Annotated in this window: 9 protein-coding genes and 1 tRNA gene; 2 read left to right on the forward strand and 8 right to left on the reverse strand. The window is 41.8% G+C overall.

Translation table 11 applies throughout. The features are described from left to right. Nucleotides 1-283 precede the first annotated feature (283 nt). The 3 genes from H7J92_RS04575 to H7J92_RS04585 form a co-directional block, all read right to left on the reverse strand. Nucleotides 284-3355 (reverse strand): efflux RND transporter permease subunit, encoded by a 3072-nt coding sequence (locus tag H7J92_RS04575; protein ID WP_078817352.1) that lies wholly within the window; start codon nucleotides 3353-3355, stop codon nucleotides 284-286. Between the two features lie 172 nt (nucleotides 3356-3527). Continuing rightward, the gene (locus H7J92_RS04580; protein ID WP_040758311.1) at nucleotides 3528-5102 is read right to left on the reverse strand and encodes a peptide chain release factor 3; all 1575 of its coding nucleotides are present in this window, start codon (nucleotides 5100-5102) and stop codon (nucleotides 3528-3530) included. Between the two features lie 102 nt (nucleotides 5103-5204). After that, complete coding sequence (locus tag H7J92_RS04585) at nucleotides 5205-6695, reverse strand: UDP-N-acetylmuramoyl-L-alanyl-D-glutamate--2,6-diaminopimelate ligase (RefSeq protein ID WP_078817351.1); 1491 nt, start codon at nucleotides 6693-6695, stop codon at nucleotides 5205-5207. A gap of 438 nt (nucleotides 6696-7133) precedes the next feature. Between H7J92_RS04585 and H7J92_RS17925 the strand changes: the two genes are divergently transcribed. After that, nucleotides 7134-8216, forward strand: a complete 1083-nt coding sequence (locus H7J92_RS17925; RefSeq protein WP_078817350.1) for a two-component system sensor histidine kinase NtrB — start codon at nucleotides 7134-7136, stop codon at nucleotides 8214-8216. Here H7J92_RS17925 and H7J92_RS04595 read toward each other — a convergent pair. Both H7J92_RS04595 and H7J92_RS04600 read right to left on the reverse strand, forming a co-directional pair. After that, nucleotides 8193-9581 (reverse strand): aldehyde dehydrogenase, encoded by a 1389-nt coding sequence (locus tag H7J92_RS04595; protein WP_078817376.1) that lies wholly within the window; start codon nucleotides 9579-9581, stop codon nucleotides 8193-8195. The two genes, H7J92_RS17925 and H7J92_RS04595, sit on opposite strands and share 24 nt — an antisense overlap. A 93-nt stretch (nucleotides 9582-9674) precedes the next feature. Further along, nucleotides 9675-11780, reverse strand: a complete 2106-nt coding sequence (locus tag H7J92_RS04600; protein WP_078817349.1) for a heavy metal translocating P-type ATPase — start codon at nucleotides 11778-11780, stop codon at nucleotides 9675-9677. Between the two features lie 324 nt (nucleotides 11781-12104). Here H7J92_RS04600 and H7J92_RS04605 point away from each other — a divergent pair, with 324 nt between their 5' ends. Then, nucleotides 12105-12737: a LysE family translocator gene (locus H7J92_RS04605; protein WP_009765691.1), complete on the forward strand. Its 633-nt coding sequence runs from the start codon at nucleotides 12105-12107 to the stop codon at nucleotides 12735-12737. Nucleotides 12738-12983: 246 nt separating this feature from the next. Here the strand turns inward: H7J92_RS04605 and H7J92_RS04610 are convergent, their stop codons facing one another. From H7J92_RS04610 to H7J92_RS04620, 3 genes are all read right to left on the reverse strand, one after another. Further along, entirely contained in the window at nucleotides 12984-13898 is a 915-nt protein-coding gene (locus H7J92_RS04610) for an RluA family pseudouridine synthase (RefSeq protein ID WP_009765692.1), read from the reverse strand. A gap of 202 nt (nucleotides 13899-14100) precedes the next feature. Further along, nucleotides 14101-14173 (reverse strand) — tRNA-Val (locus tag H7J92_RS04615). Nucleotides 14174-14360: 187 nt separating this feature from the next. Continuing rightward, complete coding sequence (locus H7J92_RS04620) at nucleotides 14361-14510, reverse strand: hypothetical protein (protein ID WP_009765693.1); 150 nt, start codon at nucleotides 14508-14510, stop codon at nucleotides 14361-14363. Between the last annotated feature and the right edge of the window lie 160 nt (nucleotides 14511-14670).

Consider the following 14670-nt stretch of genomic DNA (forward strand, 5'->3'; position numbering starts at 1 on the left):
TAAGTTTTGTTCAGTTTAGTGTTGACAATCCATACAAGCGGTAGGCGGAGCAATGAGACAGACAGGCGCTCTTCCTGACTGGCTCATTGCGGGAGCCATCCGCAAGCGCCGAAGTGAGTTCAGTGACGACACCCTCATGCTATGTATGCTCCGAGAAATGTCTTCAGGACTCCCTCATTGATCTCCTTACAGTGTACTTACCTCCATTGTAATTTATTCAAAATCCCCTTCAAACATCAAAAAAGACCGGCAAGTGGAGACCCTTGCCGGCCTTACATAAATTTTATTTAACTTTTACTTCTTTCGCTCGCCGTCTTGTTTCACGATCGAACAGACTGTAAATTACCGGAACGATATAGAGCGTTAGGAACGTAGAGCTTATTAGACCTCCGATTACCGCTATTCCCATCGGTTGGTTCATTTCCGTTCCTTCGCCAAGTCCTAGAGCCAGTGGCAGCAATCCGAGGATTGTCGTTAAGGCTGTCATGAGGATCGGGCGTACCCGGTCCCGGACAGAGGTAACAATCGCATCGTATGAGCTGAGTCCAGCTGCTTTTCTTTGGTTGATATAATCGACCAATACGATACCGTTGTTGACGACAATCCCTACCAAGATGAGAATTCCGATGACAGCCGTAACGCTGATTGGCGTATTCGTTGCCAGCAATCCTAGCGATACCCCAATGATCATCAATGGAACTGAGAACATGATAACGAATGGATATTTAAAGGATTCGAACTGTGCTGCCATGACGATATAAACTAACACGACAGCCAGGATAATTGCCATCAGCATATCGTTGATCGCACCTTCGAATAACTCGCGGTCTCCGCCGTACGAAAGTTCCACTTCATCCGGCAAGCTCAGATCATCTACCAGATCATTTACGCGCTTTGTCATGTCTCCAAGTGATTCGCTGGACAGATACTTTAGAGTGAAGGTAACGGAATGCGCCTGGTCCACGCGTTTAATCGCGACAGGACCTTCCGCAATCTTGACGTCTGCTACATCTTTCAATTTTACGTAGGCTTCGAACGGAGTTTTCAATTCTAACTCCTTCAATTTATCTACTCCATCTCTGAACGTTTCATCGTAGCTCACATTCACTCCGACTACTTCACCTGTTTTCCAGACGACTTGTGTAGCAAATACACCGCGTGTAACATCGCTAACTGTTTGGGCAATTTGATACGGTGCTAATCCTACGTCTGAAGCTTTCTCGCGATTCACTTCAATTTTGACCTCTTCTACTGTATCAATTAAGTCATTATCAACTTCTGTAACAGAATCCAATTCACGTAACTTTTCATCCAGCATAGTTACGGCTTTATTTAACCGCTCTTCATCCGTATCATTCAATGAGAAAGTTAATGTATTCGGGCTGGATCCTGCCGCGGTCTGCATATTGAAACTAACTTCTGCATCCTCGCCAATCGTATCCAAGATTCCAGGTTGCACTTCATCGACGAACTCAAATACAGAGCGATCTCGTTCATCGAGCGGCAGCAATTTCACATACATCTCGGCCATATTCCCTTCAGAACCGCCTTGCGCCATGCTCTGCTGTGTGCCGCCAACTAAACTAACGTATACTTCCACGTCTTTTTCTTTCTTAATTTTATCCTCGATTCGCTTCACAACTTTATTGGTCGAATCCAAAGAAGAGCCATTCGGAAGTTTGACGTTGATGCTGAAAAAGCCTTCGTCTGTCGCCGGGAGAAATTCCGTGCCGACTTTAAACAAACCATAACCGCTTGCGGCTAATAAAACCGTCGTCAACAGCAAGACAATAGCACGGTGACCTAATGCCCACTTAACCGACTTTTCAAAAGTCTGCCATTTCTTTGAACGACGTTTTCTTGCCTCCCGGTTTTTATTAGGCGCCTTCAGCATACGGCTAGCAAGCATCGGAACGACCGTCAATGCAACAACCAATGACGCAAATAAACTAAAGGAAATCGTCAAAGCAAATTCGGTGAAAATTTGTCCGATTAAACCACTAATAAAAATAACGGGTACGAATACGGCAAGCGTCGTCAGTGTAGAGGCTGTAATTGCACCGCCAACTTCCTTCGAACCGTCTTTCGCAGCCTCCTCCGGGTCTTTCCCCATCGCCAAATGCCGCTCAATATTTTCAATTACTACAATCGCGTTATCAACGAGCATTCCGATCCCTAACGCTAATGCCCCAAGCGTCATGATATTCAACGAGAAGTCTGCAAAATACATCAAAACAAATGTCACGATAACCGAATAAGGTATAGCCACGCCGATAATAATCGGACTCTTGATGCCACGCAGGAAGAAGAATAGTACAAGCATTGCGAACAAGCCACCAAGAATGAGCGATTGGCCAATATTGCCGATTGCAAGCTGAACATAGTCCCCTTGGTCAAAGAGAATATCGGATTCAATACCTTTATACGCGTCTTTTTCTAATAATTCATCCAAAGATTTCTTGAATTCCTTTGATACAGTGGCCGTATTCGCTCCAGATTCCTGAAGCACGGACATTAGGACAGCCTGCTTATCATTAGCTCTTGTCTCCGACTGTGCTTTCGGCTCAAGCAATGCAACATCCGCCACATCTGAGACTTTAATTTTGTCTCCAGTTAACGGGTTTGTCCCAAGCTGAATGTCCCGGATGTCTGAAATACTCTGTAGTGGACTGATGATTCTCGTTGTCAATTGCCTTCCATCATTTGTATCGATTGGATCACCAGGCATGGAGACATTGCTCGCCTGAATCATCTGAACGACATCCGACTGTACAAGACCATATTCTTTTAATTTTTCAGGATTTAGGATCACTTGAACATCTTCAATGATTTTTCCGGACACATTGACGCTGGCTACGCCTTCAATACGTCGCAATTCCTTTTCCAAATCATCAGCAATACTTCTGATGTCAGCCCCTTCATCGACTGTTCTTAGGGATAATTGGATGACAGGAAATTGAGATGGATCGAATTTCATGAATCTCGGCTTATTCGCCTCTTCCGGAATCGCCACTTGGTCAATCCGTTGAAGTATATCCATTTGCACGTCGTCAATAGTAGAATTCCAATCAAATTGCAGGAAGATTAAGTTCGCACCTTCCTGAGAAGAAGATTGCATGGACTTCAAACCGGGTGCTGTGGACAAGCTCTCTTCTAAAGGTTTCGTAATTTTCTCACTTACTTCTGTTGGAGAGGCACCAGGATAATTCGTAACGACTACAGCAACAGGCGGATTCAAGTCAGGAATTAGCGTCATCGGAATCTTGAAAAAGGATACCGCCCCTAAAATAATGACTAAAAACATTGTAACTAATGTAAAAACAGGTCGTTTTACCGAAAAGCTGCTAATCTTCATTGATCTATTCCTCTCTGTACCAATCAAAAGAATTTCTATCTTCTTACCATACCATTTGTCCATATTTCTTTCATCATAGACAATTGAAACTCCTTCTTACAATAACAATAATTTTAGCAAAAGACCCAGCTGGATATCAATTAATCCAGCCGGGTCTGTAAGGAGTTATATATTAAAGGAGATTGTAAAGACGAATATCCGGAAACTTGTCTTGGAACCAGCGCATAGCAAAGTCGTTTTCAAATAAGAATACTTTTCGATCATATCGATCTTTCACTAACAATGCACGCTGTCCAGCCATAGATTCTTTGACGTCTTCTTCGTTCTCAATCCAACGCGCCACTTTTGAGCCCATTGTTTCCATCTGCACTTCGACATGATATTCCGCTCTCATGCGGTGTTCGAACACTTCAAATTGAAGCTGACCTACTGCTCCTAAGATAACCTCTTCAGTATGCAATGTCTTATAATACTGAATAGCTCCTTCTTGCACGAGCTGTAAAATCCCCTTATGGAACTGTTTCGATTTCATGACATTTTTAGCAGCCACTCTGACAAATAATTCAGGAGTAAATTGTGGCAGTGCTTCAAATTGGAAATTACTTTTCCCGCCGACAACCGTGTCGCCAATTTGATAATTCCCCGTGTCATACAACCCAATAATGTCGCCCGCCACTGCCTCGTTTACGGTTTCACGGTCATCCGCTAAAAACTGAGTGGTTTGGGAGAGTTTAAAGTTCTTCGATAATCTCGGCACATTCACGGTCATGCCGCGTTCAAATTCCCCTGAGACAATTCGCACGAAAGCAATACGATCACGGTGTGCCGGGTTCATATTCGCTTGAATTTTGAAAATAAATCCTGAGAATATTTCTGACTCAGGTTCCACTTCTTCCCCATCTCGGCTCTTTCTCGGTTGCGGTGGCGGGGCGAATTGTAAAAAGGTTTCTAAAAACGTCTGCACACCGAAATTCGTCAGTGCACTACCGAAGAACACAGGAGTTAAATCTCCTTTTGCAACACGTTCTTCATCGAATTCATTACCTGCTTCATTGAGCAGCATGACGTCTTCCAAGGCTTGCTGATAATACGAAGTGGCTGTCATTGAATGCTCGACGGCCAGTCCGCCTTCTTCAGTGATTGGCAGGAAACGCTCGTCTCCTTCAGGACGTGCCAGTTCAACACGATCGTTGTAACGATCGTAAATCCCGAGGAACTCTTTTCCCATACCGATCGGCCAGTTCATTGCGTAGGACTGAATCCCCAGCACTTCTTCCAATTCTTCCATTAACTCTAAAGGCTCTTTACCTTGTCGGTCCATTTTATTGATAAAAGTGAAAATAGGGATACCGCGCATACGGCAAACTTTAAACAACTTGATCGTTTGCGGTTCAATACCTTTTGCAGAATCCACCATCATGACTGCTGCATCAACTGCCATTAACGTACGATACGTATCTTCACTGAAATCTTCGTGGCCTGGTGTATCCAATATATTGACGCGCTTTCCTGCGTAATCAAATTGCAATACCGATGACGTAACAGAAATCCCACGTTGTTTCTCGATTTCCATCCAGTCCGAAGTCGCAAATTTGCCAGACTTCTTACCTTTTACAGTTCCTGCATCTCGAATCGCTCCACCAAAATACAGCAGTTTTTCAGTTATTGTAGTTTTACCGGCATCCGGATGCGAAATAATCGCAAACGTTCGCCGTGAATTTATTTCATCATGAATCTTCTTTTCCATCACGGGTACTCTCCTTTTGTTTACGTTTTCTATCATAGAGAGTATGGAGAGGCATTTCAATGCTTTTTCATTGATTTGCCAAAAAAACTATACGCTCTTTCCTTAGGAATTAACTGAAGTTCCACCGAATTTTTTTCTGGCCTCATCCAACGCGATTTCCGCATCTGAATGAGGGTATTTTGTATTGCCGATGATTTGGAAATCTTCATGCCCTTTTCCTGCAAAAATAATGATATCTCCTTCATTCGCCATGGCAATTGTATGACGAACGGCTTCTTCTCTGTCTCCAATACATGCATATTGATCATGAGGCATGCTGGCGCTTAATTCAGACAAGATCGATTCGTTTGGTTCATCTCTTGGATCATCCGTTGTGAAGACTACATAATCCGCTGCTGCAGCTTTTTCTCCCATGATGGGACGCTTCAAACGATCACGATTACCGCCTGTGCCTATAAGGAACAACAAGCGATTGCCTTCTTTTTTTAAAGGTTGCACAGTGTCGATCGCTTTTTCAATCGCATCGGGAGAATGTGCGTAATCAATGAAAATCGTCAACGGTAATGCTGTCTCCACTTTTTCTAAACGACCTTTCACCGTAGATACATTGGCAAGCAGTGGTAGAATTTCTTCGATCGTCATACCTTTCGCATATAGTGCGGCAACCGCCGCCAGTGCATTATAAACATTAAATTCCCCAATTAAGGGCATTGTGACTCGGTATGTACCATCCGGTCCCTGCAATTGAAATTCCGTACGATTTGAGAACATCTGAATCGCAGTTGCTTGAAATGTGGCTTTTAAGCGGATGCCATACGTTAAAACAGGAAACGCCGTCATCTCCGCCATTTTGCTGCTCCAAGGATCATCCGTATTAATAATCGCAATTTTTTTCTGGTCCAATTGTTGACCAAGCTGTGCAAATAATAAGCCTTTTGCAGCACTGTAATTTTCCATTGTTTTATGGTAATCCAAATGATCATGCGTCAAATTCGTAAAAATGGCAATATCGAATTCCGTTCCGGAGAGTCGTCCTTCCACCAGACCATGAGAGGATACTTCCATCGTCATGGATTGGCAGCCTTCATTTGCTGCTTGTGCAATCATTTGTTGTGTTGTCAATACATCCGTCGTCGTATTCTCTGTTTCATACAATGTATCATTTAACTTAAAACCAATCGTTCCCGACACCGCCGTCTGCTCTCCGGATTGCCGCAGCATATCATGGATAATGTTGCCGACACTTGTTTTTCCGTTTGTACCAGTCACCCCGATCATCGTCATTCGTTTGGAAGGATAGCCGTAAAACTTTGAAGCCAATTGCTGGATTGCTTTCGCCGTATCTTCTACATAGACCACCGCCACCCGCTCTTCATCCACCGTGATAGGTTCTGAAGCGATAAGTAGACGTGCCCCGCTCATTAAAGCGCTTTTAACAAACTGGTGGCCATTTACCGTGTAACCTTTCAAGCACACAAACGCTCCTCCATCTTGGACTGCTCTTGAGTCTACCGCTAAGTCTGTGATCGTTTCAGGCACAGTCCCTATTATCGTTTTAACAGGCAGCACCGATAAAAGTTCTTTCGTATTCATATGGTTTCCTCCAATGGATAGTTTAAAATACTGAAAAATGTCATAAATCAAATACGCCTCGGTGTATTTGCGTCCAGATTTCGAATTGTGCTTAGGCCTGCGTGACGCAGGTCAGTTAGCCTTTGCCGCAGGACGCGGCGAGTTTTGGCTAACTTCATCTTTTAAAGCTCCTCTCAAAATCTGTGACATCCGCCGGAGGCTTTATCTTTGTTCAGCAAGCGTTTTGACACCCGTTGAGCAGTAAGTAAATTCGTTTTCATCTCATCAACTTTAGAGGTGAAAGTCTTCTGCTGAATAAAGATAAATAAATTTCATTCAAAATGTCTTTGAATTTTTCAAAAATGAAGTAAAATATATTTAGCCGAATACTATCATCATACTCGTATTTCCTTGTCACATCCACCTTAGATGATCGCTTGGCCAGTAGCTTATTAGGGGGTGTTTAAAATACCTATACAACAGAGGGACACTACTCGTTATTATAATTACCTTGATCTTTTTTTCCAACAATCCCAAGATCCCATTTCCGTATTTGATCTGGACGACAAAATCGTGACAATCAATCCCGCATTTGAAGAACTTTACGGTTGGAAACTTGAGGAATGTTTAGGTAAAGTGATTCGCTTTTATCCCGATACTGAGTTAGAAAGTGTTCGAGCCCGCTGCGAGTTACTAAAGAAAGGAGAAAGTCTTAACTCTGTCCAAGTCATTGAAAAACGCAAAGATGGAACTTGCTTTCATGCTGAAATCACAATGGCTCCTATCTTCAATGAACACAACGAAGTAGTTGCCATTTCGAATATAACGAGGGACATCACCTTACGTTTACAAGCGGAGGCATATGCTTTGGAGATCGAACGACTTCGGACTACAAGTAATATTGCTGCCGTCGTGGCACATGAAATTCGAAATCCAATGACTGCTATAACAGGCTTCGTCCAAATGATGAATAACGATTCCGCGAATCCGTATTCACCTTTCACACAGATCATGGAAAGTGAAATCACGAATATCAATCAAATCGTAACAGATTTCTTAGTTTTGTCTAAACCTACACTCCATCAATCCTCTTCCTTCTCAGTTATCGAGACGATTCAGGAAGTTATCGATGAATTTTGTGGCAAATTTAATAAACGGGAGATTACATGCCATCTTCATAGAATCAATCAAAACCCAGTACTCCTTGGGAATAAAGCATCGTTAAAACAAGTATTCTTTAATATTTTAACAAATAGCTGTGAGGCAATCGATCATAACGGTCAAATCGACATTACTTTCAGTTTGACCGATGAAACACTTTGTATTTTTATCCAAGACGATGGAAACGGAATGGATGAACCGACACTAGCAGCGATCTACCAGCCTTTCTTTTCTACAAAAGAACACGGCACAGGTCTCGGAATGCTGATTTCCAAGAAAATCATTGTCGATCATAAAGGCACCCTGGAGGTCGAAAGTCTCCAAGGCGCCTGGACAAAAGTTATTATTCACTTGCCATTATCGAATGATTCGCTTCACTAATGGAAGTTTCCCTTTATAAGGCGGATAACCGATTGGTACCGATACGGACGTACTCTTTTTCATCATCGATTTTGAATGAGAGAACGTATCGAAACTCGCCTTGCCGTGATACTGATTCATCCCTGAAGGTCCAACTCCGCCGAAAGGCAGATGAATATTTCCCACATGCGAGATTGTGTCATTTATACATCCCCCGCCAAACGGCAGTGTCTCTATGAAATATTCTGCGGCATTGTCGTTTTCTGTAAAAAAATAAGCAGCGAGCGGCTTGGGCATGGTGTTAATTTGCTGAATAACTGTTCCTAAATTCTCATAAGTGAGAAGCGGAAGTATCGGACCGAAAATCTCTTCCTGCATACTTGCACCATTCCAATTACCTAGTGCCAATATCGTCGGCTCAATAAACAAGTCATCCTGATCCAACTCTCCACCTTCTACGATATACGTTTGATCGTGTTCTAAGATGTTCGCCAATCGCTGAAAATGACGTTCATTAATGATTCGGCCGTAGTCCGGACTTTTCTGTACATTTTTTCCGTAGAATTTCTTAATAGCGCGCTTTAATTCATCAAGTAATTGGTCATAGATCGATATATGAGCCACTACATAATCAGGGGCAACGCAAGTCTGTCCATTATTCAAGAATTTTCCCCAGACGATCTTTTCTGCCGCTTTCTTTAAATCTGCCGTCTGATCCACGACTACAGGACTCTTACCACCAAGTTCTAGCGTAAATGGTGTTAGTCGTTCCGCACAAGCTTTCATGACGATTTTTCCTACAGCCGCACTGCCTGTGAAAAATACATAGTCAAATGGTGCATGCAAAAGAAGCTGGGTTTCTTCCTTCCCACCTTGCAAAATCGAGACATATTCTGGCGTAAAGATGCCGGTAATCATTCTCTTCATGACATCCGCTGTATGAGGTGTATCTTCAGAAGGTTTTATCACTGTACAGTTCCCTGCTGCTATGGAACCTACCAAAGGATCGAGCAATAGCTGAAATGGATAATTAAAAGGTCCGATGACCAACACACTGCCGTATGGCTCTTTAACAATAAAACTGGATGCCGGTTGCAAATGGATCGGTGTTTTCACTTTCTCTGGAGTCATCCATTCCTCTAAATGGTCCATTGTATGTGTAATGCTTGATAAAACAAATCCAATTTCCGTCACATAGGATTCAAACGGATGCTTCCGCAAGTCTTTACGCAACGCTTCAATAATTTCTTTTTCATAGTGCTGAATGGCGTCATATAATTTTTCCAACATCATTTTTCGGAATGAAATACTGCGTGTCACACCCGATACGTAATACGTCTTCTGTTTGCTCATGATGATTTCTAACTCATTACCTGAAAAATTCACAACACTCACGCTCCTCTTTTTCCTACCTCCTTCCATTCTATCAGTTTATCCAAAAGAAAAAACTCCGAACGATTGAAGATTCGGAGTTTATCTTTATACGCGACTTCTCATTAATCGCAAAGAGTTCAAAACGACAATCACTGTCGCACCCATGTCGGCCATAACTGCCATCCACAACGTTAACCAACCTGGAATAATTAATAGCAGTGCGATCACTTTCAAACCTAGTGCAATGGAGATGTTTTGAAGAATGATTTGCTTTGTACGCATACTCAAGTTGATTGTGTACGGCAGTTTTTCCAAATCATCTGCCATTAACGCGATATCCGCAGTTTCAAGCGCTGTATCTGTACCCGCACCGCCCATCGCAATTCCGATGTTCGCACTCGCCAAAGCAGGCGCGTCGTTCACTCCATCGCCAATCATAGCGACTTTCCCATATTGTCTCATCGATTTAATCATTGCCACTTTTTCATGAGGCAGCAATTCTGCCTTCACTTCTGATAAACCTAGTTGCTGGCCGATCGCCGACGCAGTGGATTGATTATCACCGGTAAGCATGACCGTCTTTCTTATCCCCATTTGATGAAGTTTCTGAATGACCGATAAGCTGCTTTTGCGGACTTGATCTGCTACAGCAATCATACCGTCTAGGCCTGCTTCGGACCAAACGAGCATGACCGTTTTTCCTTGCCGTTGCAATTCGAGTATTCGTTGTTCAAAAGACTCTTCTAAACGATCCATCTCTTTATACAGATTCGGACTGCCAACATAAACTAATCTACCGCCGAGCAATCCTTTCGCTCCCTTACCTGTGATCGATTGGAAATCCTCCACTTCCAATAAATCATTCGACAACTTCCCTGCTGCTCTCATGATAGCTGTTGCAAGCGGATGCTGAGAGAATCGTTCGATCGATGCAGCCTGTTTCAGTAATTCAGCTTCAGTGACTGCAGATACTGAAATAACATCTGTCACTTCCGGGCGGCCTTCCGTCAAAGTACCTGTTTTATCAAATGCAATCACTTTAATTTGTCCAGTTTCTTCTAAATGAATGCCGCCTTTAATCAAGACACCATTCCGCGCTGCATTCCCTATCGCTGTGACAATTGCAATAGGAGTCGAGATCACCAACGCACACGGACAACCGACAACAAGAACTACTAACCCTTTATAAAACCAGTCACTCCATAAACCACCCATAGCAAGGGGCGGGATCACCATAATTAGCACGGAAATCGCGAGAATAGCCGGGGTATAATATTTCGCAAATCGGTCCACGAACTGCTGGGTAGGTGCTTTTTCTGCCTGTGCTTCTTCTACCAAATGAATGATTTTTGCGATCGTTGTATCTTCAGCAAGCTTCGTGACACGTACTTGCATCGAACCTTCTTCATTTAGCGTTCCAGCGAAGACTTCATCACCGAGCACTTTATGAACAGGTACCGATTCACCTGTGATGGCCGACTGATTGACGGAAGAATTTCCTTGAATCACTTCCCCATCCATCGCAATCTTTTGTCCCGGTTTGATTAAGATCACATCATTGATCATTAATTCTTCAACTTCTACTTCATACTCTACGCCATTTCGCAATACAGTCGCTGTGGTAGGAGCGATTTCCATTAATGAACTAATGGAGTTTCTCGCTTTATCAATCGAATAGCTTTCCAGCGCTTCGCTGACAGAAAACAAAAACACGACAACGGCACCTTCCGCCCAATCTCCAATCAACGCAGCCCCGATGACCGCGATGGTCATTAATGTCGACATGTCAAATTCCAATTTTGAAAGATTTAGCAGTCCTTCTTTCATTAAACTGTAACCGCCAATCAAAATAGCCAATGCGAATAAGACAATGGATAACCAGTTATTCTGTCCATTGGCTGCTGAAACGCCATAGCCCGCCAGTAACAATACCAGCGAGACCAATGTCGTCTGGTTTTCACGTTTAAGCCAGAAAGGAATATGTTGCTTCGTGTTTCTTTGTTTTTCAGGAAAGACTTTTATGCCATCAAATGCACCCGCTTTTTCCAGTTGCAAGATCGAAACATCGCCATCCACCGTTAGCTTAGATGCCCCAAAGTTCAACTGCACGTCTTCCACTGTATCGATTTGCCTAATATTTTTTTCGAATTTCGCGGCACAACTTGTGCATGAAAGCCCTTGCAGACGGTAGACGTTTTTCTCAGTAGCCATGTGATCAGTCCTTCCCAAAATTCAGAGTAATCTATCTGCATTATCATTCAATCACCCGTTTGATTGATTACTTTCAGTATATTCAATCCAATAACTTTTGTCAATTCAATCAAGCACCAGTTTGAACGATATAACCAAAAGGTACTTAAGTATCTTACGTGCCTGAAAAAAAGAAATGATGGCAAGCATCACATCATACCAAGCTTCAACTATACTACCGTCTTTCAAGTTCAGATAATAATCCAATTAACTTATTAATTAGATATTTCTATTTCAACCTAAATGGTATATAGTGATATATAATTTATTGTTTGGAGGTAATACATGGATAATATAATTACATATATCATAATGATCGCAGTAATGGTTTTCATACCTGGTCCTGATATGATACTTCTTGTAAAAAACACAATTAGTCACGGAAAAAAAGCTGGACTTTATACTGTACTCGGAATGGCTATGGGACTTTCTTTCTGGACTCTCATTGCTGTCCTTGGATTATCCATGGCTATCGCACAGTCAGCGGTTATTTTCACTGCCATCAAATATTTAGGCGCCGCCTATTTATTGTTTTTAGGAGTAAGAAGTTTTTTCTCCAAAAACTCAATTTCTTTAGAAGCTATTCAAGAAAACCCATCTGACTCTTTAATGAAATCTTCTAATCAACATTACAAAGATTCCTTTACGCAAGCACTACTAAGCAATATTTTTAATCCGAAAACAGTTTTAGTTTATATTACAATCATGCCTCAATTTATTGATTTAACAGGAAGCGTAAATCAACAACTAATCGTTTTAGGGTTGATCGCTACCGTAATCGCAGTGGTATGGTTTTTAGTTATTATTCATCTAATAGATCTCTCTAGAAAGTGGTTAGGTAATTCTAAGTTTCTTACGGCTTTTCAAAAGTCAACCGGTGTACTCTTAGCAAGTTTTGGCGTGAGAACCGCACTTTAACCTTCCGCTAATTTCTATATTTTAAATCACCGTTTGGATTATCCAAACGGTTTTTTTTCGCTTCATACTTCAAAAATAAGAAGGTTAATGAAGGGCGAGGGATACGTTCAATGGTTTGCTTTAAAATGGGTCACTAAACATAAAAAAAGAGACCCTTAGGCATCCGCCATTAGGATCTCTATGTGTTATAGAATAGTGTTCTGAAGGTCTTTAACGCAGGTTTGACTCCTATAATTCCTACTGATCTTACTTAGATCGTGTGATAAACATCGCAGGTACTTCTGCTTCAAATCGTACCAATTCACCGGTTCGCGGGTGTAGAAAGGACAATGCTGTCGCATGAAGCCCCAGTCTGCGTAGCGGATTACTTGTAGAGCCATACTTTTTGTCACCAAGAACAGGGTGACCTAATTCCTCCATATGCACGCGGATTTGATTTTTTCGCCCCGTTTCAAGGAGAACTTCCAACAACGAACACTTTTTGTTCGACTGAATTCTTTTATAATGTGTAATTGCATGCTGACCACCATTATCAATCGGACTTGAATATACTTTGAACGCGCTATTTTCAGTCAACCAGGATGTGATGGTACCCGATTCACTTTTCACCTTTCCTTGTACAAGCGCAGTGTACATGCGCTCTTTTACTGACTCACTCCATGTATTTTGCAGAGTTTGTTGTGTTTTTTCATTTTTGGCAAACATCATGACACCTGATGTATCTTTATCAAGTCTATGCACTACAAAAATTCTATTTCTAACATCACTGCTTCGGACATAGTCCGTAACTTGTCGATATGCAGTCATCTCCCTTTCTCGTTTGGAAGCAACAGAAAGGATACCCGCTTCTTTATTGATCACTATTATATCTTCATCTTCATGTAAAATTGTTACGCCTACTAATTTCGAGATGTTTAGAGCCACTTGGTTACTTTGAATTTCAACCTTCTGACCAATTTGCAATGAGTAATTATGTTGCCTCATCATTTGCCCATCCACCATAACTTGGCCACGGGTTAGAATCGATTTAACCGAATTACGACTGGTTTTTGACAGTACTTTCAATAAAAATGGCAATAACTCGATCTGTTCCTGAACAGTATATTCCGTTTTGCTAAATGCTTCTGGTTTTCTTTTCAACAAAAAATACCTCCTACTCATCTAATTAGGTTCTAGTATGTAAATAATACACCACGGTCTCTGGACTTGTACGTTCAAGCTGTTACTGTATTAAAGAAAAATAAAGTAAACCTATTTTAAATCGATTTAAACACAAAAAAGACCCCTAGGCATCCGGCCTAATAGGGTCTCTTGGTGTTAAAGAACCGTGTTCCGACGGACTTTAACTTAGGTTTGGCACCTATGATTCCTACTGGGCTCGAACCAGCGACCTCCACCCTGTCAAGGTGGCGCTCTCCCAGCTGAGCTAAGGAATCGAATAGAACTAAGATGTGCATACTATCGCAAATAAGTTCTCTTGGATAAGCACAAATATTATAATAGCATCATCTTCGCATATTGTAAATAGGAAAATTTAAAATCGGTAATTTTTCTTATCAAGAAGAAAAATTACCGATTTTTGTGGAACACTTTTAAAATGGCCAGTTGAGACTCTCCTTCCATCTACTGCATTTGATTTACTGATTCTTCCACTTGATCGTTATCAAAATACAGAAATTCTTCATGATCAAGTTCACCGATACGTTCCTTATTGAATCCATGTGCCAAGTGTCCCTCAAATAAATTTTCAAACCAAATATCTTGTGATTGCATAGTATTTCCACTCCTTTTACGTTTTAGTCAAAATCCATAATCGTTGTATGTACATCAACATTTGTGATTGATTTGCTTATATGTAGTATAGACATAACCGTCCTTGGCAAAACTGCGTAATTAGTCCAAAATCAATTCTTTATATTATAGACCTTTGGAG

Source organism: Sporosarcina aquimarina (assembly GCF_019748715.1).
Taxonomy (GTDB): domain Bacteria; phylum Bacillota; class Bacilli; order Bacillales_A; family Planococcaceae; genus Sporosarcina; species Sporosarcina newyorkensis.

Excerpts from the sequence above, each read along its gene's own strand:
- H7J92_RS04575 (WP_078817352.1), bottom strand. The coding sequence starts at position 3,355 with ATGAAGATTAGCAGCTTTTCGGTAAAACGACCTGTTTTTACATTAGTT.
- H7J92_RS04580 (WP_040758311.1), bottom strand. The coding sequence starts at position 5,102 with ATGGAAAAGAAGATTCATGATGAAATAAATTCACGGCGAACGTTTGCG.
- H7J92_RS04585 (WP_078817351.1), bottom strand. The coding sequence starts at position 6,695 with ATGAATACGAAAGAACTTTTATCGGTGCTGCCTGTTAAAACGATAATA.
- H7J92_RS04600 (WP_078817349.1), bottom strand. The coding sequence starts at position 11,780 with ATGGCTACTGAGAAAAACGTCTACCGTCTGCAAGGGCTTTCATGCACA.
- H7J92_RS04605 (WP_009765691.1), top strand. The coding sequence starts at position 12,105 with ATGGATAATATAATTACATATATCATAATGATCGCAGTAATGGTTTTC.
- H7J92_RS04610 (WP_009765692.1), bottom strand. The coding sequence starts at position 13,898 with ATGAGTAGGAGGTATTTTTTGTTGAAAAGAAAACCAGAAGCATTTAGC.
- H7J92_RS04620 (WP_009765693.1), bottom strand. The coding sequence starts at position 14,510 with ATGCAATCACAAGATATTTGGTTTGAAAATTTATTTGAGGGACACTTG.